This window comes from Bacillus sp. B.PNR1, from assembly GCF_030386235.1.
In the GTDB taxonomy this organism is placed as follows: Bacteria; Bacillota; Bacilli; order Bacillales; family Bacillaceae; genus Bacillus; species Bacillus stercoris.
In genome coordinates this window covers 94,750-119,880 of sequence record NZ_JANYMN010000003.1, presented here as the reverse complement: position 1 = coordinate 119,880, position 25,131 = coordinate 94,750, and the positions used below count along the sequence as shown (strand labels likewise).

At 41.3% G+C, this 25,131-nt stretch carries 28 protein-coding genes, 7 tRNA genes and 1 pseudogene; 30 read left to right on the top strand and 6 right to left on the bottom strand.

From position 1 onward, the window contains the following. Window positions 1-266 precede the first annotated feature (266 nt). From cshA to NZD81_RS17370, 3 genes are all read left to right on the top strand, one after another. Entirely contained in the window at window positions 267-1,751 is a 1,485-nt protein-coding gene (gene cshA, locus NZD81_RS17380) for a degradosome RNA helicase CshA (protein ID WP_040084118.1), read from the top strand. 172 nt (window positions 1,752-1,923) lie between these two features. Next, complete coding sequence (locus tag NZD81_RS17375) at window positions 1,924-2,403, top strand: PH domain-containing protein (RefSeq protein WP_134976259.1); 480 nt, start codon at window positions 1,924-1,926, stop codon at window positions 2,401-2,403. Next, a complete protein-coding gene (locus NZD81_RS17370; protein ID WP_289861016.1) occupies window positions 2,393-3,874 on the top strand; it encodes a PH domain-containing protein in 1,482 nt (493 codons plus the stop codon). The genes NZD81_RS17375 and NZD81_RS17370 overlap by 11 nt, the downstream gene beginning before the upstream one ends. Window positions 3,875-4,125: 251 nt before the next feature. On the opposite strand, the gene NZD81_RS17365 is transcribed toward NZD81_RS17370, so the two are convergent. Next, on the bottom strand, window positions 4,126-4,725 hold the full coding sequence (locus NZD81_RS17365) for a rhomboid family intramembrane serine protease (RefSeq protein ID WP_040084115.1): 600 nt from the start codon (window positions 4,723-4,725) through the stop codon (window positions 4,126-4,128). Between the two features lie 93 nt (window positions 4,726-4,818). Between NZD81_RS17365 and acpS the strand changes: the two genes are divergently transcribed. The 17 genes and pseudogenes from acpS (at window position 4,819) to NZD81_RS17280 (ending at window position 17,011) form a co-directional block, all read left to right on the top strand. Beyond that, window positions 4,819-5,184 (top strand): holo-ACP synthase, encoded by a 366-nt coding sequence (gene acpS, locus NZD81_RS17360; RefSeq protein WP_069839917.1) that lies wholly within the window; start codon window positions 4,819-4,821, stop codon window positions 5,182-5,184. 165 nt (window positions 5,185-5,349) lie between these two features. Next, window positions 5,350-6,366 carry a LolA family protein gene (locus tag NZD81_RS17355; protein ID WP_080478309.1) on the top strand — a complete coding sequence of 339 codons (1,017 nt, stop codon included), beginning with the start codon at window positions 5,350-5,352 and terminating at the stop codon, window positions 6,364-6,366. Between the two features lie 114 nt (window positions 6,367-6,480). After that, window positions 6,481-7,650, top strand: a complete 1,170-nt coding sequence (alr, locus tag NZD81_RS17350) for an alanine racemase (protein ID WP_040084114.1) — start codon at window positions 6,481-6,483, stop codon at window positions 7,648-7,650. A 115-nt stretch (window positions 7,651-7,765) separates the two neighbouring features. Next, entirely contained in the window at window positions 7,766-8,047 is a 282-nt protein-coding gene (gene endB / locus NZD81_RS17345) for a type II toxin-antitoxin system antitoxin EndoAI (RefSeq protein ID WP_003225183.1), read from the top strand. A 4-nt stretch (window positions 8,048-8,051) separates the two neighbouring features. Further along, the gene (gene ndoA, locus NZD81_RS17340; RefSeq protein ID WP_003156187.1) at window positions 8,052-8,402 is read left to right on the top strand and encodes a type II toxin-antitoxin system endoribonuclease NdoA; all 351 of its coding nucleotides are present in this window, start codon (window positions 8,052-8,054) and stop codon (window positions 8,400-8,402) included. A 114-nt stretch (window positions 8,403-8,516) separates the two neighbouring features. Continuing rightward, a complete protein-coding gene (gene rsbRA / locus NZD81_RS17335; RefSeq protein ID WP_014662853.1) occupies window positions 8,517-9,341 on the top strand; it encodes an RsbT co-antagonist protein RsbRA in 825 nt (274 codons plus the stop codon). A gap of 4 nt (window positions 9,342-9,345) precedes the next feature. Then, window positions 9,346-9,711 (top strand): RsbT antagonist protein RsbS, encoded by a 366-nt coding sequence (rsbS, locus tag NZD81_RS17330; protein WP_003225190.1) that lies wholly within the window; start codon window positions 9,346-9,348, stop codon window positions 9,709-9,711. A 3-nt stretch (window positions 9,712-9,714) separates the two neighbouring features. Continuing rightward, window positions 9,715-10,116, top strand: a complete 402-nt coding sequence (gene rsbT, locus NZD81_RS17325; RefSeq protein WP_003240352.1) for a serine/threonine-protein kinase RsbT — start codon at window positions 9,715-9,717, stop codon at window positions 10,114-10,116. Window positions 10,117-10,127: 11 nt separating this feature from the next. Continuing rightward, complete coding sequence (gene rsbU, locus NZD81_RS17320; protein ID WP_014662854.1) at window positions 10,128-11,135, top strand: phosphoserine phosphatase RsbU; 1,008 nt, start codon at window positions 10,128-10,130, stop codon at window positions 11,133-11,135. Between the two features lie 61 nt (window positions 11,136-11,196). Further along, a complete protein-coding gene (gene rsbV / locus NZD81_RS17315; RefSeq protein WP_014662855.1) occupies window positions 11,197-11,526 on the top strand; it encodes an anti-sigma factor antagonist RsbV in 330 nt (109 codons plus the stop codon). Beyond that, complete coding sequence (gene rsbW, locus NZD81_RS17310; RefSeq protein ID WP_014662856.1) at window positions 11,523-12,005, top strand: anti-sigma B factor RsbW; 483 nt, start codon at window positions 11,523-11,525, stop codon at window positions 12,003-12,005. The genes rsbV and rsbW overlap by 4 nt, the downstream gene beginning before the upstream one ends. Continuing rightward, the gene (sigB, locus tag NZD81_RS17305; protein WP_014662857.1) at window positions 11,971-12,759 is read left to right on the top strand and encodes an RNA polymerase sigma factor SigB; all 789 of its coding nucleotides are present in this window, start codon (window positions 11,971-11,973) and stop codon (window positions 12,757-12,759) included. The genes rsbW and sigB overlap by 35 nt, the downstream gene beginning before the upstream one ends. Continuing rightward, a complete protein-coding gene (rsbX, locus tag NZD81_RS17300; RefSeq protein WP_014662858.1) occupies window positions 12,759-13,358 on the top strand; it encodes a phosphoserine phosphatase RsbX in 600 nt (199 codons plus the stop codon). The genes sigB and rsbX overlap by 1 nt, the downstream gene beginning before the upstream one ends. A gap of 301 nt (window positions 13,359-13,659) precedes the next feature. Beyond that, window positions 13,660-13,895: pseudogene (locus tag NZD81_RS17295) on the top strand (hypothetical protein). Next, a complete protein-coding gene (locus NZD81_RS17290) occupies window positions 13,892-14,332 on the top strand; it encodes an EVE domain-containing protein (protein ID WP_147772930.1) in 441 nt (146 codons plus the stop codon). Before NZD81_RS17295 ends, NZD81_RS17290 begins: the two are co-directional and overlap by 4 nt. Then, on the top strand, window positions 14,316-14,759 hold the full coding sequence (locus NZD81_RS17285; protein WP_103031598.1) for a MarR family winged helix-turn-helix transcriptional regulator: 444 nt from the start codon (window positions 14,316-14,318) through the stop codon (window positions 14,757-14,759). The genes NZD81_RS17290 and NZD81_RS17285 overlap by 17 nt, the downstream gene beginning before the upstream one ends. A 92-nt stretch (window positions 14,760-14,851) precedes the next feature. Continuing rightward, window positions 14,852-17,011 carry a Tex family protein gene (locus tag NZD81_RS17280; RefSeq protein ID WP_289861015.1) on the top strand — a complete coding sequence of 720 codons (2,160 nt, stop codon included), beginning with the start codon at window positions 14,852-14,854 and terminating at the stop codon, window positions 17,009-17,011. Between the two features lie 9 nt (window positions 17,012-17,020). Here the strand turns inward: NZD81_RS17280 and cmpA are convergent, their stop codons facing one another. Further along, on the bottom strand, window positions 17,021-17,134 hold the full coding sequence (gene cmpA / locus NZD81_RS17275; protein ID WP_003225207.1) for a cortex morphogenetic protein CmpA: 114 nt from the start codon (window positions 17,132-17,134) through the stop codon (window positions 17,021-17,023). A 103-nt stretch (window positions 17,135-17,237) separates the two neighbouring features. On the opposite strand from cmpA, the gene NZD81_RS17270 reads away from it, so the two are divergent. From NZD81_RS17270 to NZD81_RS17235, 8 genes are all read left to right on the top strand, one after another. Then, on the top strand, window positions 17,238-17,690 hold the full coding sequence (locus tag NZD81_RS17270; RefSeq protein ID WP_040084104.1) for a SprT family protein: 453 nt from the start codon (window positions 17,238-17,240) through the stop codon (window positions 17,688-17,690). 121 nt (window positions 17,691-17,811) lie between these two features. Then, window positions 17,812-17,886: transfer RNA gene (locus NZD81_RS17265), tRNA-Asn, on the top strand. 4 nt (window positions 17,887-17,890) lie between these two features. Beyond that, a tRNA-Ser gene (locus NZD81_RS17260) sits at window positions 17,891-17,981 on the top strand. A 29-nt stretch (window positions 17,982-18,010) separates the two neighbouring features. Next, a tRNA-Glu gene (locus NZD81_RS17255) sits at window positions 18,011-18,082 on the top strand. Window positions 18,083-18,093: 11 nt separating this feature from the next. Next, window positions 18,094-18,168, top strand: a tRNA-Gln gene (locus NZD81_RS17250). Window positions 18,169-18,195: 27 nt separating this feature from the next. Next, a tRNA-Lys gene (locus NZD81_RS17245) sits at window positions 18,196-18,271 on the top strand. Window positions 18,272-18,282: 11 nt separating this feature from the next. Further along, window positions 18,283-18,364 (top strand) — tRNA-Leu (locus NZD81_RS17240). A gap of 81 nt (window positions 18,365-18,445) precedes the next feature. Next, a tRNA-Leu gene (locus NZD81_RS17235) sits at window positions 18,446-18,529 on the top strand. A 219-nt stretch (window positions 18,530-18,748) separates the two neighbouring features. On the opposite strand, the gene NZD81_RS17230 is transcribed toward NZD81_RS17235, so the two are convergent. From NZD81_RS17230 to NZD81_RS17215, 4 genes are all read right to left on the bottom strand, one after another. Beyond that, window positions 18,749-19,312 carry a GNAT family N-acetyltransferase gene (locus NZD81_RS17230; RefSeq protein ID WP_040084102.1) on the bottom strand — a complete coding sequence of 188 codons (564 nt, stop codon included), beginning with the start codon at window positions 19,310-19,312 and terminating at the stop codon, window positions 18,749-18,751. A 197-nt stretch (window positions 19,313-19,509) separates the two neighbouring features. Then, the gene (locus tag NZD81_RS17225; protein WP_014662892.1) at window positions 19,510-20,028 is read right to left on the bottom strand and encodes a hypothetical protein; all 519 of its coding nucleotides are present in this window, start codon (window positions 20,026-20,028) and stop codon (window positions 19,510-19,512) included. A 463-nt stretch (window positions 20,029-20,491) separates the two neighbouring features. Beyond that, a complete protein-coding gene (locus NZD81_RS17220) occupies window positions 20,492-20,950 on the bottom strand; it encodes an SMI1/KNR4 family protein (protein WP_282373990.1) in 459 nt (152 codons plus the stop codon). 12 nt (window positions 20,951-20,962) lie between these two features. After that, a complete protein-coding gene (locus NZD81_RS17215) occupies window positions 20,963-22,759 on the bottom strand; it encodes a T7SS effector LXG polymorphic toxin (protein WP_282373991.1) in 1,797 nt (598 codons plus the stop codon). Window positions 22,760-23,238: 479 nt separating this feature from the next. Here NZD81_RS17215 and NZD81_RS17210 point away from each other — a divergent pair, with 479 nt between their 5' ends. Together NZD81_RS17210 and NZD81_RS17205 are read left to right on the top strand one after the other, a co-directional pair. After that, window positions 23,239-24,264: an amidase domain-containing protein gene (locus NZD81_RS17210; protein WP_289861014.1), complete on the top strand. Its 1,026-nt coding sequence runs from the start codon at window positions 23,239-23,241 to the stop codon at window positions 24,262-24,264. An 81-nt stretch (window positions 24,265-24,345) separates the two neighbouring features. Further along, a complete protein-coding gene (locus NZD81_RS17205) occupies window positions 24,346-24,819 on the top strand; it encodes a hypothetical protein (protein WP_017695949.1) in 474 nt (157 codons plus the stop codon). Window positions 24,820-25,131: the final 312 nt, after the last annotated feature.

Genomic DNA, 25,131 nt, shown 5'->3' with positions numbered 1-25,131 from the left:
TACGAACATATTCGTCCGGCCTTTTCATCCGCTGCCCAAAGTTCTCCGCCGGATTCTTGGGAGCGGATGGAGCAGCAGCCGGCATATTCGAGATGCCGATCTGCTTCTCATCTTATTGAAAAACAAATAGTGTAATGGTAAGATAAAACTTAAAGTAATTCGGGCTTTGTATACGGATGGATCCTGTCCTTCTTGTCTAAAGGGCAGTTTTATAAGTGGTAAATCACGACATTACTGAAACAGCAATTAGAAGGAGTTTGAATAATTTGACTATAACGTTTCAAGATTTTAATTTAAGTTCTGATCTCATGAAAGCAATTAATCGTATGGGATTTGAAGAAGCAACACCGATTCAGGCACAAACAATACCGCTCGGACTTTCAAATAAAGACGTCATTGGACAAGCGCAAACAGGTACAGGTAAAACAGCTGCGTTTGGTATACCCCTTGTTGAAAAAATTAACCCCGAGTCTCCTAATATTCAAGCAATCGTAATCGCGCCAACCCGTGAATTAGCCATTCAAGTATCTGAAGAATTATATAAAATCGGACAAGATAAACGTGCGAAGGTTCTTCCTATTTACGGCGGACAGGATATTGGACGACAAATCCGGGCGTTAAAGAAGAATCCGAATATTATTGTCGGAACACCTGGACGTCTTCTTGACCACATCAACCGCCGCACAATTCGTTTAAACAATGTAAATACTGTTGTAATGGATGAAGCGGATGAAATGCTGAACATGGGATTCATTGACGACATTGAATCTATCCTTTCAAACGTGCCGAGCGAGCATCAGACACTTCTGTTCTCTGCTACGATGCCTGCGCCGATCAAACGCATTGCAGAGCGCTTTATGACTGAGCCGGAACACGTAAAAGTAAAAGCGAAAGAAATGACGGTTTCTAACATTCAGCAGTTCTATTTGGAAGTGCAAGAACGCAAAAAATTCGATACACTGACTCGCCTTCTTGACATTCAGTCTCCTGAGCTTGCGATCGTATTCGGACGTACAAAACGCCGTGTCGATGAGCTGGCTGAAGCCCTGAACCTTCGCGGATATGCAGCTGAAGGAATTCACGGTGACTTAACGCAGGCGAAACGTATGGTTGCGCTTCGTAAATTCAAAGAAGGCGCAATCGAAGTTCTTGTCGCAACTGATGTTGCCGCTCGCGGACTTGATATTTCAGGCGTAACACACGTGTACAACTTTGACGTGCCGCAAGATCCTGAAAGCTACGTTCACCGTATCGGAAGAACGGGCCGTGCAGGAAAAACAGGTATGGCAATGACGTTTATTACACCGCGTGAGAAAAGCATGCTTCGCGCAATTGAACAAACAACAAAACGCAAAATGGACCGCATGAAAGAGCCTACACTTGATGAAGCGTTAGAAGGCCAGCAGCAGGTTACGGTTGAACGTCTTCGTACGGCAATCAGCGAAAACAACCTGAACTTCTACATGACAGCGGCAGCTGAATTGCTTGAAGATCATGATGCAGTGACTGTGGTTGCAGCGGCTATCAAAATGTCTACAAAAGAGCCGGACAATACACCGGTTCGCTTAACAGACGAAGCGCCGATGGTCAGCAAACGCTACAAAAACCAGCGCTCTTCTAAACGCAGAGACGGCCAAGGCGGCGGCTACCGCGGCGGAAAAGGGAAAAGCAACAACCGTTCTTCCTACGACAAAAAGCGTTCAAACGATCGCCGTTCGTCAGGTGACAGACGCCAGAAAAAATCATACTAATTTGATCGATTTAGAGCCCAAAACATCATGTTTTGGGCTTTTTTATATTCACGATTTGTGATTCAGCAAACTTTCAGCTGACGGAAGCCATTTTTCTATGTATGCTTAAGAATGAAACCTTTCCGTACAAGAGACGTATAAGTAACGACGAAAAAAAGGGAGGTAGGTATTTTTGAGAGAGCAGCCAAAAAACCAAATCAGTCCAGACGGATTAAAGGTTTGGCGACTTCAAGAGATCATCATATCCGCTGTTTGCTTGCTTATCGTCATAGCAGTTGCAGTGTTAAGCTATTATTTTCATTGGCCGTACTGGATCAGCGGCGTGCTCGGCGCAGTTTGGCTGCTGGGATCGATTGTGACGGTCTTTCTCATTCCGAAGGTCCGTCATAAGGTGTGGCGATATGAAGTCCATGAAAATGAAATAGATATTCAGTCAGGTATTTTTGTGGTGACACGTGTGATTGTCCCGATGGTCAGGGTTCAGCACGTTGATACGTCGCAAGGGCCATTATTGAAAAAATACAATCTGGCAACAGTGAAAATTTCCACGGCTGCGACCGTTCATTCGATCCCCGCTTTAGAGATGGAGGAAGCGGACCGGCTGAGAGACTCCATTTCCCGTCTGGCAAGGGTGACTGACGATGATGTCTGAACCGAAACGCCTGCACCCGGCAGCAGTCATTTTGAATTTATGCCATACCATTATTCAAACAATAAAAAATATCATTCTGCCATTCTTTTTTGTGTATATCGTCAATTCAAACCATACTGTCCGTTTTTACGGAGCCATTGCGCTCGGTGTGCTGTTCATCTGGCTTGTAGCGGCAAGCATCATCAAATGGAGAAGGTTTACCTATCGAATTGAAGATGATGAATTTAGAATCGAAGAAGGCTTATTTGTGACGAAAAAGCGATACATATCGATTGATCGGATTCAAACGATGAATACGAGCGCGGGCCTTGTCCAGCAAATCTTTAAGCTTGTGAAGCTGCAAATTGAAACAGCGGGCGGAGGCAAGGAGGCAGAAGCCGTTCTTTCTGCTATTTCTGTGGAAGAGGCTGAACGCATCAAAGAAGCTGTCTTTAAGAAAAAAGCGCAAAGACGAGAAAATGAACTTGATGATGAACAGCTTGAAGCTGAGGAGGAGTTAGATCCTGCCGTTGAGGTGCAAGAGCACTATCGCATGAACGCGAAAGAATTGCTCATGGCCGCTTCTACCTCCGGCGGAATCGGAGTCATTATCTCGGCTGTATTTGCGCTTATTTCCCAGCTCGATGAAGTATTGCCGATGGATTGGTTATTCGATAAATTTTCCTTTCTTCAGCACGCCAGCATCGGTATTTACGCGGTACTCATTTTTATCGGTTTATTTATCGCCTGGATTTTCAGCATTGCGGGCATGATGTTTAGATACGCGAACTTTCAAATCATAAAAAAAGAGCAGGAACTGGTGATTTCAAGAGGAATTATTGAAAAACATCAAGTCACGATTCCGTTGCGAAAAATTCAAGCAATTAAAATAAAAGAAAACATCATCCGCCAGCTTTTCGGCTTTGTAACGGTGTCCATCGTCAGTGCGGGCGGCGGCGACCGTGAAAAAGAAGAAGGTGCGTTGACCATTCTCTTTCCAATGATTCATAAAAAAAAGCTTCCGCACATGCTTCGAACATTTACGCCGGAATACACGCTGGAAGAAAACTCCCGCCGCCTGCCGCGGCGCGCGTTGAAACGCTATTTGTTCCGTTCTGTCATTTTTTCGCTCTTTTTGATCATTCCGTTATGTATTTTCTTTCAGCCCTGGGGCTACCTGTCGGTCATTCTGCTGCCGATTGAATTGTTTTTCGGCTATCTCGCGTATAAAGACGCTGCGTGGACAATCAACGGGAACCGTCTGCAGCTGACGTCTAGATTTATAGGCAGAACAACCGCCATTGTACTCAAAAAACGAATGCAGGTTTGCAAGTTCAGCCAATCCTATTTCCAAAAGAAAGGCCGCCTGTATACCATTTCTACTTCAGTGAAATCATCGAGCCACATGGAAGAATTAACGGTGAGGGATGTAGGTGAAGAGGATGCAGCCTTCATTTTAAACTGGTACTCATATGAAAAAGCGGAAGGTTAATACCACCGCTCCAGCGTGTCGGCAAACCCTCGCATTTGTTGTCAGGACTGCGCTTCGGTGCTCAATGCGAAGTGGATCAACGGCTAAATTCTCAGGCGTCCTGCCTAAACGCTGTCGTCATCACATCCTGTGAATGTCCGCTCCTATGCTCGTCCTTCCTAGACTTCAAGGGTTTTCAATCACGCTGAAAAGATGACAAAATCCTAAAATGAAAACCATTTTAGGATTTTGTCAACAATCTGAAGCGACGGTTAATACCGCCGCTCTTTTTTTTGCACACACAAAAACGAAAGAAGAAACCCGCCGCATAGTCCAAACAGATGAGCCATCATGTTAATATTGGAGTTGATAAACGACATGAGAACGGCAAATGCGAGCAGTGTGATGATCATTTTGGAATGCTCCTGCCCAATTAGCTCGTTGCGAAAAAGAACCATAAACAGGTACACGCCGAATAGCCCGAAAATGGCGCCTGAAGCCCCGACATGCACGTAATCAAGCGGCTCTGTAACATAAGTGCCGATATTGCCGATGATGCCGGAGCCGGCGTACACAAGAAGGAAACGCGCTTTTCCCAGCATGCGTTCCAAAGCCGGGGCAAATAAAAAGATGGACATGGAATTAAACAGCAGATGTGTGAAACCGGCGTGCAGCAAAATCGGTGTGATCAGCCGCCACCATTCACCGTTAGCGACGCCTAGATTATAGCCTGCGACAGTATCCCTCCATAAAACGACTGAATGGACAGGGAGTGAAAAAAACAGCCAGAGAACAGCTTGCAAAGCCAATATAAAGGTGACAACGGGATAAAGCCTGATAAACGTTTGAAAATTTTCAGTCCGTATAAACATTCCGAGCCCCTTTTCTTCATTTTGGTATATCTATAGTAACACGTTTATGAGACAAACCATTTAAATAGTACGTACGCAAAGGAGGTATCATACATGATTTACGGCATTGGACTGGATATTACCGAGCTTAAACGGATCGCCTCTATGGCTGGACGCCAGAAAAGGTTTGCCGAGCGGATTTTGACGCGAAGCGAGCTTGACCAGTATCGTGAGCTTTCAGAGAAAAGAAAAATCGAATTTCTCGCAGGCAGATTCGCGGCAAAAGAAGCGTTCTCGAAAGCATTTGGCACCGGTATAGGGAGGCAGCTCAGTTTTCAGGACATTGAAATTAGGAAAGACCAAAATGGCAAGCCCTACATCATTTGTACCAAACTGAGCCAGGCCGCCGTTCACGTATCAATCACTCACACAAAAGAATACGCTGCCGCGCAGGTTGTGATCGAAAGGTTGTCAAGCTAGTCTGCATATTAGGGAAACCCCACTCATATATTTGATAGTGCATTAAGGGAGACAAGTTGTTTGAGGCTTTTATGGTACGCATCTGTTCTGCCTAAACGTGTACCGAGCGTACCGTTAAAGTCAAACAAGCGATTTCTTCCTTTTACATCAATTGAGAAAAAGGGGTTGAAAAAGGTGAGAAAAAGCTTTGTTTTGCTTTTAACGGGACTGCTTGCTGTTCTTATTCTTTCTGCCTGCGGGCAAAAAACACAGCAAGATATTGTGGCCGGGTTAGATGAAAAGGCGAAAGAATACACCTCGTACAAAGCAAAAGCGAAAATGACCATCGAGACAGGGAGTGAGCCTCAAGTATACAATGTGGAAATCTGGCACAAAAAGCCGTCTCTGTACAGGGTTTATTTAGAAAATCCGAAAAAGGACCAAAACCAAGTCATTTTACGAAATGAAAACGGAGTATTCGTTCTCACGCCGTCTTTAAATAAGAGCTTCAGATTTCAAAGCGACTGGCCGAACAACAGCAGTCAGGTCTATCTGTTTGAATCGCTCGTAAAGGATGTTCAAAACGATTCGGATGCAGTTTTCACAGCGAAAGAAAAGAAATACGTATTCGAAACAAAAACAAACTATCAGCATAACAAAATGCTGCCGACGCAAGAAATCACTTTTAACAAAAAAGATATGAGCCCGTCATCTGTCAAAGTGATGGATACTGACCGGAAAGTGATGGTCAAAGTAGAATTCAGCAACTTTGAATTTAATAAACAATTTGATAAAGAATCATTTGACGAAAAGAAAAATATGACCCTTTCTCAAATGGATGTTGCCACAAGCGCGAAGCCTTCTGATACATTCGCGGTCAAAACGCCGCTGGAACTGCCGCTTGGCGTAAAGCTGCTTGAAGAAAAAGATATCTCTACTGAAGACGGGAAGCGCATCATCATGACGTACGGAGGAGAAAAATCATTTACGTTAATTCAGGAAAAGGCCCAGATTGCCAAGGCCTCCTCCTCCGTTACGCTGAACGGCGAACCGGTAAATCTCGGCTACACCATCGGCGCTTTGTCGGATGCATCATTATCATGGACATATGACGGCGTTGATTACCTTCTCTCTTCTAAAGATCTTTCTAAAGAGGAAATGGTGACAGTAGCGAAAAGCATGCAGGGACAATCATCGAAATAACCGCCAAAGGCCAAACATGATTTGGCCTTTTTTTCGTTAGACATCGTTTCCCTTTGGCCTTTAATTTTAGTATGATATGTAAATGATATTGAATAAAAGCTAGGAAGTGTCGTAATGAGCACAAAACCTTTTTACAGGGATACGTGGGCGGAAATTGACTTGTCCGCGATAAAGGAAAATGTCAGCAATATGAAAGAACATATCGGTGAACATGTCCAGCTAATGGCAGTTGTAAAAGCAAACGCCTACGGGCATGGTGATGCAGAAACAGCAAAGGCTGCTCTTGACGCAGGTGCTTCATGCTTGGCCGTAGCCATTTTGGATGAAGCGATTTCACTGCGTAAAAAGGGCTTGAAGGCGCCTATATTGGTGCTCGGCGCGGTTCCCCCGGAGTATGTGGCAATCGCTGCGGAGTATGACGTGACCTTAACAGGTTATTCCGTTGAATGGCTTCAGGAGGCAGCCCGCCACACGAAAAAAGGTCCTCTTCATTTTCATCTGAAGGTCGATACGGGGATGAACAGGCTTGGTGTCAAAACAGAGGAAGAAGTTCAGAACGTGATGGCCATTCTTGACCGCAACCCCCGTTTAAAGTGCAAAGGGGTATTTACCCATTTTGCGACAGCAGATGAAAAAGAAAGAGGCTATTTCTTAAAGCAGTTTGAGCGTTTTAAAGAGCTGATTGCTCCGCTGCCGTTAAAGAATTTGATGGTCCACTGCGCGAACAGCGCCGCCGGACTTCGGCTGAAAAAAGGCTTTTTTAATGCAGTCAGATTCGGCATTGGCATGTATGGCCTTCGCCCGTCTGCTGACATTTCGGACGAGATACCGTTTCAGCTGCGTCCGGCATTCACCCTGCATTCGACGCTGTCGCATGTCAAACTGATCAGAAAAGGCGAGAGCGTCAGCTACGGAGCCGAGTACACAGCAGAAAAAGACACATGGATCGGGACGGTGCCTGTAGGCTATGCGGACGGCTGGCTCCGAAAATTGAAGGGGACCGACATCCTTGTGAAGGGAAAACGCCTAAAAATTGCCGGCCGAATTTGCATGGACCAATTTATGGTGGAGCTGGATCAGGAATATCCGCCGGGCACAAAAGTCACATTAATAGGCCGGCAGGGAGATGAATATATTTCCATGGATGAGATTGCAGGAAGGCTCAAAACCATTAACTATGAAGTGGCCTGTACAATAAGTTCCCGCGTTCCCCGTATGTTTTTGGAAAATGGGAGTATAATGGAAGTAAGAAATCCTTTGTTGCAGGTCAATACAAGCAATTAGCTTACTTATATGGCGAATTTATAAAACAGCTTTGCTTGAAGAGTGAATAATGGTATCATTATCACTGGATGGATAAAAGAGTCGTATCCGTAAGTTTGGTGGAGGTGTATGTTTTTTGTCTGAATCCAGCGCAAGAACCGAAATGAAAATCAGCTTGCCCGAAAACCTAGTAGCTGAATTGGATGGTGTAGCGATGCGGGAGAAACGAAGCAGAAACGAACTGATATCACAAGCAGTGAGAGCGTATGTCAGCGAACGAACAACTCGTCACAACCGTGATTTGATGAGACGCGGCTATATGGAAATGGCGAAAATCAACCTGAATATTTCTTCTGAGGCTCACTTTGCGGAGTGCGAGGCTGAAACGACAGTTGAGCGCTTAGTCAGCGGAGGATAATCATTTGATTGTGAAACGCGGCGATGTTTATTTTGCTGATTTATCTCCTGTTGTTGGCTCAGAGCAAGGCGGGGTGCGCCCGGTTTTAGTGATCCAAAATGACATCGGAAATCGCTTCAGCCCAACTGCTATTGTTGCAGCCATAACAGCACAAATACAGAAAGCGAAATTACCAACCCACGTCGAAATCGATGCAAAACGCTACGGTTTTGAAAGAGATTCCGTTATTTTGCTGGAGCAAATTCGGACGATTGACAAGCAAAGGTTAACGGATAAGATTACTCATCTGGATGATGAAATGATGGATAAGGTTGATGAAGCCTTGCAAATCAGTTTGGCACTCATTGATTTTTAGACATATTTGCAGGTTGCTCACAAAGAGCAACTTTTTTTGTTTTCAAAAAACATAAACGATATAATAATGAAATAACGAAAAAATATGTTGTTTTTTATTGGGAGGTAAGCGAATTTGATGTCGAACCAGACTGTATACCAGTTCATTGCCGAAAATCAAAATGAACTGCTCCAACTGTGGACTGACACACTAAAAGAATTAAGCGATCAAGAATCCTATCAGCTGACTGACCAAGTGTATGAAAATATATCTAAAGAGTATATCGACATTCTGCTGCTGTCTGTTAAGGACGAAAACGCTGCTGAAAGCCAAATCAGTGAACTGGCGCTTCGGGCGGTCCAAATCGGAATTTCTTTGAAGTTTTTGGCTACTGCGCTTGCTGAATTCTGGAAACGTCTCTACACGAAAATGAATGATAAGAGATTGCCAGATCAAGAGAGCACGGAGTTAATCTGGCAGATTGACCGATTTTTCAGCCCGATTAACACAGAAATTTTTAATCAATACTCAATCTCATGGGAAAAAACAGTATCCCTGCAAAAGATCGCGCTGCAGGAGCTGTCTGCGCCGCTTATTCCGGTGTTTGAAAATATCACCGTGATGCCGCTAGTTGGAACAATTGATACAGAACGCGCGAAACGAATTATGGAAAACCTTCTTAATGGCGTTGTCAAACACCGTTCCCAGGTCGTGCTGATTGACATTACCGGTGTCCCTGTCGTCGATACGATGGTTGCCCATCATATTATTCAGGCATCAGAAGCGGTAAGGCTTGTCGGAGCAAAATGCCTGCTGGCCGGAATCCGCCCGGAAATTGCTCAAACCATCGTTAACCTGGGGATTGATTTATCCCAAGTTATAACTAAGAATACCCTGCAAAAAGGAATTCAAACAGCGTTGGAAATGACGGATCGAAAAATCGTTTCATTGGGGGAATAACATTGTGAGACATCCAAAAATCCCGATCTTGAAACTGTATAATTGCTTATTAGTGTCCATTCAATGGGAACTTGATGACCAAACTGCATTAACCTTTCAAGAAGACTTATTAAATAAAATATATGAAACAGGTGCTAACGGCGTTGTCATTGACCTGACATCTGTGGATATGATTGATTCATTTATCGCAAAAGTGCTGGGCGACGTCATAACAATGTCCAAGTTAATGGGGGCAAAAGTTGTCTTGACCGGCATTCAGCCCGCTGTGGCAGTGACGCTGATCGAACTTGGAATCGCGCTTGAGGAAATCGAAACAGCGCTCGACTTAGAGCAAGGGCTTGAGACATTGAAGCGGGAATTGGGGGAATAGCGAATGAACGACCAATCCTGTGTAAAAATCATGACAGAATGGGATATTGTAGCCGCCAGACAGCTGGGACGAAACGTTGCGAAAGAACTGGGTTTCGGCACTGTAGACCAGGCTAGAATTACAACGGCTATTTCAGAATTAGCCAGGAATATTTATTTATATGCCGGCAAAGGGCAGATTGGAATTGAACAGGTCGCAGACAGAGGAAAAAAGGGCCTGAAAATCATAGCGGAAGACCAAGGGCCGGGAATTCCTGATATCCGCAAAGTCATGGAAGACGGATTTTCAACGTCTGGAGGACTTGGTGCGGGACTTCCCGGGGTCAAAAGGCTGATGGATGAATTCAGCTTAAATTCCGTATCGGGGGAAGGAACAGAGATACAAGCCATCAAATGGCTTCGGTAGGAGGTAAGAACGTGGATTTTAGGGAGGTTATTGAGCAGCGGTATCATCAGCTGCTTAGCCGATATATAGCCGAATTAACAGAAACATCTTTATATCAAGCCCAAAAATTCAGCCGAAAAACAATCGAGCACCAAATTCCTCCGGAAGAAATCATCAGTATTCATAGAAAAGTGCTGAAGGAGCTGTATCCAAGTCTCCCGGAAGATGTGTTTCATTCGCTGGATTTTTTAATAGAAGTCATGATTGGTTATGGAATGGCTTATCAGGAGCATCAAACCCTTAGAGGGATACAGCAGGAAATCAAATCAGAAATTGAAATCGCAGCTAATGTCCAGCAGACGCTGCTCGGAACAAAAATTCCGCAGGAGGACGCGCTGGATATCGGCGCCATCAGTGTGCCTGCCAAACAGATGAGCGGTGACTACTACCACTTCGTCAAAGACAAGGAATCCATTAATATTGCAATCGCGGACGTGATCGGGAAAGGCATTCCAGCAGCTCTTTGTATGTCCATGATTAAATACGCAATGGACTCTTTGCCGGAAACGGGCATACACCCTTCCCAGGTGCTGAAAAATTTAAATCGTGTTGTTGAACAAAACGTTGACGCTAGTATGTTTATTACGATGTTTTATGCCAATTACAATATGGACAAGCATCGATTTACATATGCTTCGGCGGGACATGAACCGGGATTCTATTATTCTCAAAAAGACAACGCGTTTTATGATTTAGAGGCTAAAGGACTCGTTCTCGGCATCTCGCAGGATTATGACTACAGACAATTCGATCAGCATCTGGAAAAGGGTGATATGATCGTTTTATTTTCTGACGGCGTCACAGAATGCAGAACAGAAAACGGTTTCTTGGAGCGTCCTGATTTGCAGAAGCTCATTGAGGAACATATGTGTTCCTCCGCGCAGGAAATGGTCAAAAACATTTATGACAGCCTCCTCAAATTACAGGACTTTCAGCTTCACGATGATTTTACGTTAATTGTTTTGCGGAGAAAGGTTTAACGTCTGCCAGACGAGGGTATAAAGCAACTAGTGATTTGAAGGAAAATTTGAGGTGATACGGATGAATATAAATGTTGATGTGAAGCAAAACGAGAATGATATACAAGTAAACATTGCAGGAGAAATTGATGTATACTCAGCGCCGGTGCTCAGAGAGAAGCTTGTGCCTCTGGCAGAACAAGGTGCGGACTTAAGAATTTGCCTGAAAGATGTCAGCTACATGGACAGTACCGGATTGGGCGTTTTTGTAGGGATCTTTAAAACAGTAAAAAAACAAGGCGGTTCGTTAAAACTTGAAAATCTTTCTGACCGCCTGATCCGCCTGTTTGACATTACAGGCCTGAAGGACATCATTGATATTTCTGCAAAGTCAGAAGGTGGAGTGCAATGAAGAATAAAGCTGATTACATCGAAATGAAAGTGCCGGCCCAACCTGAGTATGTGGGAATTATAAGACTGACGCTGTCAGGCGTCGCAAGCAGAATGGGCTATACGTATGATGAAATTGAAGATTTGAAAATCGCAGTCAGTGAAGCGTGCACAAATGCGGTTCAGCATGCTTACAAAGAAGATAAAAATGGGGAAGTGTCAATACGATTCGGTGTGTTTGAAGACCGTTTAGAGGTTATTGTGGCGGATGAAGGAGACAGCTTTGACTTTGATCAAAAGCAGCAGGATCTAGGGCCGTACACACCTTCGCACACAGTTGATCAATTATCAGAAGGAGGGCTCGGTCTATATTTAATGGAAACGCTCATGGATGAAGTTAGAGTGCAAAATCACTCCGGCGTCACTGTAGCGATGACAAAGTATTTAAATGGGGAGCGAGTTGATCATGACACAACCATCAAAAACTACGAAACTAACTAAAGATGAAGTCGATCGGCTCATAAGCGATTACCAAACAAAGCAAGATGAACAGGCGCAGGAAACGCTTGTGCGGGTGTATACAAATCTGGTTGACATGCTTGCGAAAAAATATTCAAAAGGAAAAAGCTTCCACGAGGATCTCCGCCAGGTCGGCATGATCGGGCTGCTCGGCGCGATTAAGCGATACGATCCTGTTGTCGGGAAATCGTTTGAAGCTTTTGCAATTCCGACAATCATCGGTGAAATTAAACGTTTCCTCAGAGATAAAACATGGAGCGTTCACGTGCCGAGACGGATTAAAGAACTGGGGCCAAGAATCAAAATGGCGGTTGATCAGCTGACGACTGAAACACAAAGATCGCCGAAAGTTGAAGAGATTGCCGAATTCCTCGATGTTTCTGAAGAAGAGGTTCTTGAAACGATGGAAATGGGCAAAAGCTATCAAGCCTTATCCGTTGACCACAGCATTGAAGCGGATTCGGACGGAAGCACCGTCACGATCCTTGATATCGTCGGATCACAGGAGGATGGATATGAGCGAGTCAACCAGCAAATGATGCTGCAAAGCGTGCTTCATGTCCTTTCAGACCGTGAAAAACAAATCATAGACCTTACGTATATTCAAAACAAAAGCCAAAAAGAAACTGGGGACATTCTCGGTATATCTCAAATGCACGTCTCGCGTCTGCAGCGCAAAGCTGTGAAGAAGCTCAGAGAGGCCTTGATTGAAGATCCCTCGATGGAGTTAATGTAATGATCCAGGTTGAAGAAAACGAGCATATTCAAACTCTAGTATATCAACTGAATAAAGAAGGAAAATCGATTTGCGGAGACAGCTTTTTTATGAAAGCTGATGACAAGGAATTAATTTGTGCGGTTGCTGACGGACTTGGAAGTGGATCGCTTGCAAACGAATCCTCTGCAGCCATCAAAGACTTAGTGGAAAACTATGCGAATGAAGACGTACAAAGCATTATCGAACGCTGTAATCAGGCGATGAAAAACAAAAGAGGCGCCACAGCATCTATCCTGAAAATCAATTTTGAACAAAGGCAGTTTACGTACTGCGCTGTCGGCAATGTACGGTTTATTCTGCATTCTCCGTCTGGTGAAAGCTTTTATCCTCTGCCGATTTCGGGCTATTTATCAGGCAAGCCGCAAAAATACAAAACGCACACCGCCACTTATGAAAAGGGTTCAAAGTTCATTATACATACAGATGGACTCAACGTACCCGATATCCGCTCCCATTTGAAAAAGGGCCAATCGGTAGAAGACATATCGAATTCGCTGAAAATGTATACGACATCGAGAAAAGATGATCTGACCTATATTCTTGGACATCTGTCCTAGGAAACCAGAAAAAAGAAGCTGAACATCCGGCTTCTTTTTTTTTGGTTGACTATTAATAAGTGCGCTTATTATAATTAATAAGTGAACTTATCATTTTGGGGGGCTTATGGGATGTGGAATTATGAATACACTGCGATAGCTGATGCGGATATAGACAAAATCTGGAGCCGTTATCAGCAAACAGAAACATGGGATCAATGGGATGCGGGTGTTGCATCAGCTTCTTTGAAAGGACCATTTCAAAAGGGAACGGAAGGAACATTGCATCTGCAAGGAAAAACAGTTCCTTTTTGGCTTGAGCATGTGGAGAAACATCGGTCATTTTCTATCATGGCCAACATGCCGCATAACAATGTAAAAATGGAATTTTCTCACGTGCTTCAAAAGCAAAAAGAAGGTTTGCGTATCACACATGGAATTGTATTAGATGGTGCTGAAGCAAAAAAATGTGGAGAAATCATTGGGACTGAACTGTCTAAAGACATCCCGGCGGCTGTCAGCAGGCTTGTTCACCTATGCGGAGGAGTGATAAAATGAACACAAATTATTGGATCGGCGTTGTGTCAGAGCAGCATGTATTAAAAGGTGCTGCCGGTGGTTTTGCACAGCTGTGCCATGGAAAAAAAGCCCCGCTCGCCAAAATGAATGAGGGAGATTGGCTGATTTATTATTCTCCAAGAGACGCATATCCAGATGGCAAACTGCTGCGAAGCTTTACTGCGATCGGCAAAGTGAAAAGCGGAAATATCTATCCGTATCAAATGGCTCCGAATTTTATTCCATACCGATTAGATATAGACTATTATCCATGCCATAAAATCGGTTTTTACGACATTAAACCAAAGCTTGAATTTGTTCAGGAAACCAAGCATCTTGGCTTTTTATTTCGCAGAGGACACTTTGAAATCAGCAAAAATGATTTTTTGACAATAGCACAAGCGATGGGAGTTAACATAAGTGGAATGGCACTCTAAATTTAGCGGTCCGAACACAAGCCCGGGCTTTTTATTATGGCAGGCCACGCAAAGCTGGCAGCGGAAAGTGGGAAAAGCGTTGGCTGAGTTTGACCTGACCCACGTTCAATTTGTTCTGCTGACCTCGTGCAAGTATATGATTGCTCACGGAGAAACCGTCACGCAAAAAAAACTTGCAAGCTTCAGCCAGACCAATATCATGATGGTTTCGGAGGTTGTGCGGACGCTTGAGAAAAAAGGATTTATCCAAAGAAGCAAAAATCCCCAGGATAAAAGAGAGGTCCTCCTGTCTCTTACAGAAACAGGAGGAGAAAAAGTAACAGCGGCTTTGCCAATTGTTGAGAAGATTGATCAAGCCTTCTTTGCAGCTGCGATGAAAAAAGAGAATTTTCTGAGCGGCTTACAGGAACTATTGAAACATGAGTAAAGATACGGGCAGCGCCAGCTGTCTTTTTTATGTGTTTTTTTCGGTTTTTGATACACTAGAGAAAGAACGACAAAATTGGAGGCTTTGGTTACATGGAAACGTCAGCCCTTTTAAAACAGCAAATTGCGAAAGAAATAGGTTTATCACAAAAACATGTTGAAAGTGTTATCCGTCTGCTTGAGGACGGCAACACAGTCCCGTTTATTGCCCGGTATCGAAAAGAGCAGACGGGTTCAATGGATGAGGTTCAGATTCAAACGATTTCTGAACGCTGGCAATACATACAAAACCTGAATCAGCGAAAAGAAGAAGTCATCAGGCTGATTGCAGAGCAGGATAAACTGACAGATGATCTAAAACGTAAAATCGAGCAATCGGTGAAGCTTCAGGAAGTGGAAGACCTTTACCGCCCTTATAAACAAAAACGCAAAACAAAGGCGACAGTCGCTAAAAGCAAAGGCCTGGAGCCGCTTGCCGACTATATCCTGACACTCCCCCAAGATGATCGTCTGGCAAAAACAGCAGAACAGTACATCAGCGAAGAAAAAGAAGTGTTCACACGAGAAGAAGCGATTGAAGGCGCCAAGCACATTATTGCGGAACAAATCTCAGACGAGCCGTCTTTCAGAAAGTGGATTCGCCAGGAAACCTTCAAAAAAGGAACCATTAAGTCTGTTGCCGGAAAGTCGGCAGACACGGACGAAAAAAATGTGTATGAAATGTATTATGAATATGAAGAGCCAATCGCAAAGGTCGTTCCGCACAGGGTGCTGGCAATGAACCGCGGCGAAAAAGAAGACATTTTAAAGGTATCGATCGAACCGCCTGCGGATCACATTAAAGCGTATTTAGAAAAACAAATCATCAAAAACCGCTCAACATCCGTAAAAGAGATTTTGCAGGAGACAATTGAGGACAGCTATAAAAGACTGATCCAGCCGGCAATCGAGCGTGAAATCAGGAAAGAGCTCTCAGAAAAAGCCGATGAACAGGCGATTCATATTTTCTCAGAAAACTTGAGAAAGCTTCTGCTTCAGCCGCCAATGAAAGGCAAAACCGTTCTCGGTGTTGACCCAGCCTTTCGAACCGGCTGTAAGCTCGCTGTGTCAGATGAGACCGGAAAAGTCTTGAAAATTGATGTAATCTATCCGCATGCGCCAGTCAACAAAACAAAAGAAGCTCATGAAAAGGTGAAAAAGATTCTCGAGCAATATCAAGTCGAGATGGTGGCGATCGGAAACGGCACAGCATCCAGAGAAACAGAACAATTCATTGTCAATGTACTAAAGGATATGCCGCGCAAAATTTATTATGTAATTGTCAATGAAGCGGGAGCAAGCGTCTATTCGGCTTCTGAGCTTGCCCGAGAAGAATTCCCTGACCTTAAGGTTGAAGAGCGCAGTGCCGTATCTATTGCGCGTAGACTTCAAGACCCGCTCGCGGAGCTCGTTAAGATCGATCCGAAGTCTGTGGGTGTCGGACAGTATCAGCATGACGTCAGCCAAAAGCGCTTAAATGAATCTCTGCGGTTTGTCGTCGAAACGGTCGTAAACCAGGTTGGAGTAAACGTCAACACAGCATCTGCCGCGCTGCTTCAGTATGTAGCGGGATTATCGAAGTCTGTCGCAGGCAACGTTGTCAAAAAACGTGAGGAAATCGGAAAGTTTTCAAATCGAAAAGAACTGAAGGACATCCCAAGGCTCGGTGCGAAAACTTACGAGCAATGTATCGGTTTCTTAAGAGTGCAGGAAGGGACAGAGCCTTTGGATAGAACAGGCATCCACCCGGAAAGCTATAAAGAAACAAAAGCGCTATTGAAAAAACTCGGGTTTTCAACAGAACAGATTGGCACGGCGGAATTGAAGGACAAAATCAATCAGCTGGCACTTTCTGAAACGGCAAAAGAGTCGGGAATCGGCGAAATCACTCTGAAAGATATTTGTGAACAGCTGACAAGGCCAGAACGCGATCCCCGTGACGAGGTGCCAAAGCCTTTGCTGAAAACAGACGTCCTTCAGCTGGAAGATTTGAAAGAGGGAATGGAACTGCAGGGCACCGTGCGCAATGTAGTGGACTTTGGAGCGTTTGTTGATATCGGAGTCAAACAAGACGGGCTTGTGCATATCTCAAAACTCAGCAATCAATTCGTCAAGCATCCTCTTGATGTTGTCTCTGTCGGCGATATCGTGACAGTTTGGGTTGACGGCGTAGATGTACAAAAAGGCAGAGTATCGCTGTCTATGGTAAAATAAAAGCACTGCTTACGAGCAGTGTTTTTTCCTATAGAAATACCAGCATTGATTCAGCAGTTTAATTTGGTAATTATCTTTTTCAAGGAACGCTTTTTGCATCTGTTTTTTAAGCCAATTTGGCATAGGCTCATTCCTCCTCAGCTTTTATCATAAGAGGGACAGTGATTACCATATTGTATGCGAACGGTGAATTGTCCCGTTCAATGTTTTTTAAGTGAGGTGCACTATGGATAATATAGAGCTTCAAAAGCTGACAGAGGATATTTCTGAAACGTATTTTAAAAAGCCGTTCCGCCATCAGGCGCTTTTTAATGATAGGCTTAAAACCACTGGCGGCAGGTACCTGTTAACCTCCCATAACATTGAATTGAACAGAAAATATTTGATTGAACACGGCAGGGAGGAGCTGATCGGCATCATCAAGCATGAGCTCTGCCATTATCATCTTCACCTTGAAGGAAAAGGGTACAAGCACAGAGACAGAGATTTTAGAGTGCTTTTGCAGCAAGTCAACGCGCCGAGGTTCTGTACACCCCTTAAGAAAAAAGCGGAAAACAAAAAAACTTATATGTATATCTGTACGGCCTGCGGCCAACAGTATATAAAGAAGCGGGCTATGAACCCTGACAGATACAGATGCGGAAAATGCCGCGGGAAAATAAAAAGAATTTTTTCGTGAAAAGGTTGACGAATATGGCAAGCCTATGTTACATTATAAAAGTCGTTACGAGAGATAAATAAAAACATTTACCTCTTGACACTGAAAATCAAGGCTGATATAATAAGTCTTGTCTCATTATTCCACAGTAGCTCAGTGGTAGAGCTATCGGCTGTTAACCGATCGGTCGCAGGTTCGAATCCTGCCTGTGGAGCCATATTGGAGAAGTACTCAAGTGGCTGAAGAGGCGCCCCTGCTAAGGGTGTAGGTCGCGTAAGCGGCGCGAGGGTTCAAATCCCTCCTTCTCCGCCATAAGATTTCGATATAAGTTCTCAACCATCGGCCCGTTGGTCAAGCGGTTAAGACACCGCCCTTTCACGGCGGTAACACGGGTTCGAATCCCGTACGGGTCATTCCATTTCGTTGGGCTATAGCCAAGCGGTAAGGCAACGGACTTTGACTCCGTCATGCGTTGGTTCGAATCCAGCTAGCCCAGCCATTTTTATTTTTTGAAATCGAATAGTAAGAGCCATTAGCTCAGTTGGTAGAGCATCTGACTTTTAATCAGAGGGTCGAAGGTTCGAGTCCTTCATGGCTCACCACTTATCTTTTTGCGGGTGTGGCGGAATTGGCAGACGCGCTAGACTTAGGATCTAGTGTCTTACGACGTGGGGGTTCGAGTCCCTTCACCCGCACTTTATTTACAAAGTGCACGCAAATTGGTTTTACTAGGTTAAGAGCCTAATAAACCAGCACAAACACAATTTCATCATCACGCGGTCGTGGCGGAATGGCAGACGCGCTAGGTTGAGGGCCTAGTGGGTGAATAACCCGTGGAGGTTCAAGTCCTCTCGGCCGCATCAATGATACCAAGGGTTTAGAGTACCTTGGTATTTTTTGTGTCTTTTGAACAGAACGTATTTTGTGACTAAAACTGACCACTTACTTTAAGTAGGTGGTCTGATTTGTCCGCAAAAGTATATAGTTAAATAAGATAAAAAGGCATAGTATATTAGCATACAAAATATGTTATGTCCTTTTTGTTTTAATAACGCATCCGTTATTTTAAGCGTACGATTTTACTTTATTATGGAATAAAAACAAGTGTCGGTCAGCTTGCTTCCATCTGCGGATAAATCATCATTTCTTAAAGTGCCTTCGAATACAAACCCAAGTTTTTCTGGAATAGCACGACTTTTGAGGTTTGTTGATTCACATCTTATTTCAATTCTTCTAAATTTAATATTATGTAACCCAAAGGTAGCTAATTTTTTTACTGCTTCTGTCATATATCCATTCCCGCCAAATTTAGTATTTACCCAGTACCCAATTTCACATTTAGGAATGGTCCAGTCAATCCTCTGAAGGCTAGTTATTCCTATAAAGTTATTGCTAGCTTTATCAAAAATAAGAAAACGAAAACTTTCCCTCTTTAAAAAATTTATATGAGCATTTCTTAAATTTATCTCTGTTTCTTCAACAGTAGGAAGTTCTTGAGCAAATGGCAACCACGCTTTTAATTCATTAAAGGAATCCCTAATCGCTTGGTTTACAATTTTTCCGTCTCCTGTTTGGTGTGGTGCTCGAAGGATTAGTCTTTCTGTTTCCAATTGTAAAGGCACATCTAACAATAAAGGATTCATTTGATTTCTCCTCTCGGAAGTTCAATGTTAAAAATTGAAAATAAGTAATGAAAACTCTTATCTCTAAGAAATAATTTTTGAGGACGAGTTACAACTTCTTGGTACCTATTTGTTTATCTATGACACCTCCAGTAAGAATTGAATATTTTTTATTCTCATCAAAGAATTTTTTCACCTAGAGTAATTCACATTTAACCTCACATACATTTGATTTTGGTTTGCAATTCATCGATCTTATTAAGTTCATACTCATAATCACAGTTTTCTTCTAAAACAAAATTCATAGTTTCAAAGAAACTTCTCGCATTCTTTAAGAGTGATTCAAAAAAATCAAGTTTCGGTAGCAACACTTTTTGTTGTTGGCCAATCTGAAATAACAACATATCATTCGATATTGATTTCATTTTCAATAGAAGGGGTTGATCTGGAAAATAAGTTTCGCTTTCTCCTGTTTCATTAGCTTCTTCAATTAGATTTAAAAAATAAGCCCACAATTGGTCAACCAAGTCCCACATAGTGACATCAAGCAAAACTTTTTCACCATATTTTAAAATAATCGCCCCTGATAAATAGTAAGAGTCTAACTGTGGTTTTATGTTCTTTAGTCCCTCTATATTGCTAAGTGGAACAAAGTAATCGTCAATATTATTTTTTAAGATTGAAAGATCGTTTATCTTCTTATTTGGCCTAAGAATTAATGATTGAATATAAAACATTTTACCTCTCCTATTTTTCAGGATAGAATTGTTCTACTCTCCCTACCTCATACGATCTTTATATCTTTTGCTCCGTTTCAGCTTCAGATAACAAGGACTTGGCTTCAAAACTGTCAATGTAGAGAATTCATAACTAAATATTACCATAGATGTGAAAGAATCAAAGGAGGTACTGAATCTTAGATCCTTTAAACATAATGGGACTTACAAAGTTGAGGGATTTTATTTAGAGGAAGATACCAAAAATACTAGTATCTTTATTATTTTTGGTTTAGAGGTATAAGTCTTTATAGAACATATTCAAATTAATCATCATCTAAAACTCATAACAAACGTAGGTGATGGGAATGAAAAAGGAATTGCAATAAATATAGATTTCAAAAGGTGAGAGTCTATCTTAGAAAACCATACCAAAGCATCTTGGTATGGTTTTCTAACACCTTTATTTTGAGAATTGTAAAGATTAATCTTCCCAATCCTCATCTTCATCTAAGTCCTCTTTACCTTTTTCAAGTCGCTGAAGAAAAAATTCAAGAAAATTACATGCAGCAGTATAACCATATCCTTCACTGTTATCCCAAAGAATAACTGGACACTCTCCATCCACCATTCTGTTTGTATCAAGACAATAAGAGAATTCATCTATATACTCAATAACAACAAGACCTGGTATAAGACCGTAAAATGTTCTGTATTCTTTTGTTTGCTCTACAACTTCAGCACCTTCAGAGTCATAACCAAGGATCATTGTTCCGTATGCACCACCAGAACCATACTCTTTTAAAAACCATTTATAACTTTCGGGGAGAGAAACTTCAAGTTCTTCTTCTATCTCGTGAATCTCTTTTTCGCTGACTCCTCCAGTGATAATAGAGAATTCTTTGTTTTTTTCTAAAAACTTTTGTATTGTTGAGTAATCCATAAAATTCACCTCTTACTGTTTTTTTTCAAATTGTTGTGCTCTCCACTTCCAATATCTCTTTCTAAAACTGTCGTATTGAGCAGAAAGTTCGGGATTGTTTCTAAAACTTTGCCCGTTTTCCTTTAAACCATGGAGAATATTGTGATATTTTTTGTGCAGGCTTTCAGGAACTTCAACCATTGTACCAGGTTCTTCTTGGATTAAATGATGTAGGTTTATTTGTGTTCCGTCCTTTGCAAAAGGTGCATTGCCAAGTTTCATTAATTGAAGATTTGTTTGGCCTTTACGATTTTTTTGATTTAGGTCTATATCTTTTAACATATACACTTTTCGGCTTACGTCTTTTATATTTCCTTTAGCTTTCACTTTTCCTTCTATTTCAGCAGCAGTATATTTTTCTTTATTTAACCAAGGAACATCAATGTATTTCCCCGTAAAAGGTTTTCGAGTTACATCAGCTACCTTCTTGGAAAACTGATGAAATGATTTTTTATAACTCTCCCCATCTATTGTGTTGAATGGAAAAGTCCTTGAACCACCAGCCATTGCATACTGTTGTTCAAAAACATTTGGTATTTTAACATGTTCAATACCTTTTTTTATTCCTGTTTTTGAAACTTCAAGTGTCTTAAGTGCAGCAACTTTTGAACCGGCTTTTGCAACTTTGGATACTTTATCAATACCCTTCGGACCAACTATTGCAAGAACAACAGTACTCCCTACATAGGAAACCCATTTTGCTCTGCTGTAGCTATCTCCATTAATCATATCACGTTGAAAAGTGTCTTCTATGTCTTTTGCTATGATCTTATAAGTATCGATTGGATGTAAGGCTGCGTTCACAGTTCCAGAAAGCGATTCAATCGGGTGTCTTGCAAGTTGATAGAGACCCATCACTGTATCTTTACCTGCTTCATACATTCCCACTGCAATACCTTTTCCAATTTCAGCTTTTTGTTGGAGTTCTTCGAGTTGGCGGAAATAAACTTGCTGGTCAGGTTCCAAATTCTCGTATCCTATTTTTTTAGCGATTTTTAAATACTCGTCTGGATCTGTTACCTTTACAAGCTGTTTTTTCAAATCTTTTATTTCGCGTTTTTTAGCTTCTTCTTTTTTGATCTTCAAATAAGCTTCAGATTGCTTCTCGATATCGCTTTTTTTCTTATGTATATCGCTCTCACGATATGCCTTGGCATTATAGTGAAGGGGTGTAGCATTCTTGCCCTTACCTGTTGATTCCTGTAACTTTTGAAAGTCTGCTTTAATGAATTGTTCGTTAGGTTCAGTTATTGCATATTCAGTTTTTAAGTTTTCGTCCACATCGCCTATTTTATCAACAGTTTTTTTCCGTTTGTTTTCGGCAGAAGAGAGCTCATCCTTAAATGTCTCAGTTGAAAATAAATCAAGTGGAAGAATGTCATCGATGTCATTCAGAATATCTTTCATTGCTTTTTTCTGCTCAGACATAATTGATTTTGATTTTTTATATGCGTTTGCTAATTCATGTTCTAAGAAGGATTCCTCGATATATGCATCAGATAAGCTGGCATCTTCTAAAACACCGGAGATACTAGTAAGGAAAGCGATTTTCATATCAATTAAATCAATCCATTGATCAGTGACACCGACATGATCGTTATAAAATGCTTTAATATTGTTTGCTCCCTTGCCAGAGAACTCACTGTCATCCAGATCAGCAACAGCCTTAAATGCATTTCTTAGCTTAATCATTTGATTTTTCAATTCTTTATAATTTTTTGCTCGATTTTCAGCTTCAGATAACAAAGACTTAGCTTCAAATACCTTCATTGTCCAATCCTTTCAGTGATTTTATATCTAAATATTACCATGGAAAAGATGTGAAAGTTCGGAAAAATAATTGTTTAAGAGGTAAAGAATCTTAGATCATTTGAACTTAATGAGAGTTGGAGAAGTAAGGGGATTTTATTAACCATAATTCATAAAAATCTATAGAAATAATGTAAGTGAAGTTAGAAAGTGTAATGAAAAAAGCTTTCATACCCAGTGAAATGGATTTACAATGTTGAGGGCTTAGTTTAAGAACCCATACCAAGTAATGCTGGTATGGGTTTTTTATGCTTTAAATAGTTGCAGGGACTAAATTAAGGTCAAAGAGATCAGTTTTCTGCTAATAGACTATGATTTTTTTGGTACTAAAGTTTTAATTTTAAGGTTAAATTAAGGTTTTATATAAGATGAATTTATTGACATATTAGTATAATTGCACTAATGTATAAAAGTGGTATTTTTAAAAATAGGAGGTTAATATGAAGAAAATTACTTTATTTTCATTTTCAATTCTGTTATTAATAAGTACTTTATTTATTAATAATGATTACGCTTCTGCAGTGGAAAGAGATAACGGAGCTCTAAAAAAACCGAGCAGTGAATATACACTTGGTGAAATACAAAATATTTTGCAGGGTTATTTAAAAAGTAAAGGGAAAAATTATAAGATAGACTCTAAAGAATTTGAGGAGTTCGCAAATGATCAGTTATTGAATGATACAGATAAAGAGCTTGCTAATCGGGCAGATTATAGTTTAATTTGTGATTTCTTAGTAAGCTATTTGGAAGAAAAACAAAACTTTTATTTCGCAAATGAGAACAATCAAACTAAAAATTCCTTTAACTTAAATAATATTAAGGATAAAACAATCGGACAAGTAGCAAAGGAATCACAAGAAGAAGAAGAACATGTCGAAGAGATCGCGCAAAAACGCGAAGAAGAATCAAAAAATAAGTTTACCGCAATGGGCAGTTCATATAATGTCTCAAAAGCAAAAGCTTATGCTAAGAAATGGTATAAAGGGAGAAATAAAAACTATGCTAACTTCACTGGGAGTGGTGGGGATTGCACTAACTTTGTTTCTCAAATCCTTTATGCAGGCGGAAAAAAAGAAAAACAAGACAGAAGTGCTGAACCTTTCTGGATAACATCAACTACTTCATACTGGTACAGCTTTATCAATCATAAAGGTATTGGAAAAGCCTATAGGGTAGGGCGTGCAATCTCAACATCATGGATAAGAGTATCTGATTTTGGCGCTTATTGGGCTAGAACACAAACTGTAAAAACCTATAGTAAAGTAAACGATGTAGTGAAAAATGCAAAACCAGGTGATGTTGTACAGTTTATGAAAAAAGGGCGCAGTACTTACTATCACACAATGTTTGTTTATGGTAAATCAGGCGGAACTTTATATCTGTCAGGTCATTCGGATGATTATTTAGAAAGAAATATTAAAAATGTAGCAGGCGTCAAGAAATACAGATTGATTAAATTTAAATAAAAAAAGTAATTCATCGATTAATTTCCTATATTAGTGTAAAATAAACTTCATATTTATTACATATAGAGATTGGAGTCTGAAATGAAAAAAAGTAAGTTTATTTTAGCAACTATCCTTTCTATTATTCTATTAGTCTTTTTAAGTTGGTTCTTTTATACTGCGACGCATCAGCCGCCAATTCTAAAGGGGCATTCAAAAGATGGGAAATGGAGCGCTGTCTATGCTCCTGAAAAAGACATCGATCTTGCAAGGAAAGATTTGTGGGCTGTTCATATTAAATGGGAAGGCAGATCTGAATTTTTGATAAAAAAGGTTGTTTTCAAAGAAAATAATACGGTGGAAGCATCAGGTCAAGCAGGTGATGAACCTAAGAATGCAAAAGAAATAGCAGTAGCGATAATGGCAGATCCACCAAATACCTCCAATGATTATAAGGTAGAAGTCACTTGGGAAGAGAATGGGAAAACACAAAAAGACATTATTCAGGTAAATAAAGAAACCAAACGTTCATTTGTTATTCCTAATGTAATAAAAAGAATTTTAAGTTTAGGATAAAGCTAAAACACTCTAATAGGAATATTTTTAAAAAAAAGCAGGTGAACGCGCCTGCTTTTTTTATGTTTATCTTAATTTTCACCTTAACCGATTACTTCGAGCAGGGCGGTTACTAAGTAAACATCATTAATAAGGTAATTTTTTTAAAAAAGACCGCTACTCCATTTTTACTCCTCAATATGAATAAATCATTATAAAACCTTATAATCAAAATAAATAAACACTGATATAAAAAGGTTTTGTAACAGAAAACACAGATTCACTTTATTGAGGGCCTAGTGGGTGAATAACCCGTGGAGGTTCAAGTCCTCT

What these genes read in the sequence shown, in the direction of transcription:
- NZD81_RS17280 (WP_289861015.1), top strand. Translation starts at nt 14,852, where the DNA reads ATGGAAACGTCAGCCCTTTTAAAACAGCAAATTGCGAAAGAAATAGGT.
- acpS (WP_069839917.1), top strand. Translation starts at nt 4,819, where the DNA reads ATGATTTACGGCATTGGACTGGATATTACCGAGCTTAAACGGATCGCC.
- NZD81_RS17270 (WP_040084104.1), top strand. Translation starts at nt 17,238, where the DNA reads ATGGATAATATAGAGCTTCAAAAGCTGACAGAGGATATTTCTGAAACG.
- NZD81_RS17210 (WP_289861014.1), top strand. Translation starts at nt 23,239, where the DNA reads ATGAAGAAAATTACTTTATTTTCATTTTCAATTCTGTTATTAATAAGT.
- rsbT (WP_003240352.1), top strand. Translation starts at nt 9,715, where the DNA reads ATGAACGACCAATCCTGTGTAAAAATCATGACAGAATGGGATATTGTA.
- NZD81_RS17205 (WP_017695949.1), top strand. Translation starts at nt 24,346, where the DNA reads ATGAAAAAAAGTAAGTTTATTTTAGCAACTATCCTTTCTATTATTCTA.
- rsbX (WP_014662858.1), top strand. Translation starts at nt 12,759, where the DNA reads ATGATCCAGGTTGAAGAAAACGAGCATATTCAAACTCTAGTATATCAA.
- rsbW (WP_014662856.1), top strand. Translation starts at nt 11,523, where the DNA reads ATGAAGAATAAAGCTGATTACATCGAAATGAAAGTGCCGGCCCAACCT.
- rsbV (WP_014662855.1), top strand. Translation starts at nt 11,197, where the DNA reads ATGAATATAAATGTTGATGTGAAGCAAAACGAGAATGATATACAAGTA.
- alr (WP_040084114.1), top strand. Translation starts at nt 6,481, where the DNA reads ATGAGCACAAAACCTTTTTACAGGGATACGTGGGCGGAAATTGACTTG.
- NZD81_RS17225 (WP_014662892.1), bottom strand. Translation starts at nt 20,028, where the DNA reads ATGTTTTATATTCAATCATTAATTCTTAGGCCAAATAAGAAGATAAAC.
- NZD81_RS17230 (WP_040084102.1), bottom strand. Translation starts at nt 19,312, where the DNA reads ATGAATCCTTTATTGTTAGATGTGCCTTTACAATTGGAAACAGAAAGA.
- NZD81_RS17220 (WP_282373990.1), bottom strand. Translation starts at nt 20,950, where the DNA reads ATGGATTACTCAACAATACAAAAGTTTTTAGAAAAAAACAAAGAATTC.
- cmpA (WP_003225207.1), bottom strand. Translation starts at nt 17,134, where the DNA reads ATGCCAAATTGGCTTAAAAAACAGATGCAAAAAGCGTTCCTTGAAAAA.
- NZD81_RS17290 (WP_147772930.1), top strand. Translation starts at nt 13,892, where the DNA reads ATGAACACAAATTATTGGATCGGCGTTGTGTCAGAGCAGCATGTATTA.
- NZD81_RS17370 (WP_289861016.1), top strand. Translation starts at nt 2,393, where the DNA reads ATGATGTCTGAACCGAAACGCCTGCACCCGGCAGCAGTCATTTTGAAT.
- NZD81_RS17365 (WP_040084115.1), bottom strand. Translation starts at nt 4,725, where the DNA reads ATGTTTATACGGACTGAAAATTTTCAAACGTTTATCAGGCTTTATCCC.
- sigB (WP_014662857.1), top strand. Translation starts at nt 11,971, where the DNA reads ATGACACAACCATCAAAAACTACGAAACTAACTAAAGATGAAGTCGAT.
- NZD81_RS17215 (WP_282373991.1), bottom strand. Translation starts at nt 22,759, where the DNA reads ATGAAGGTATTTGAAGCTAAGTCTTTGTTATCTGAAGCTGAAAATCGA.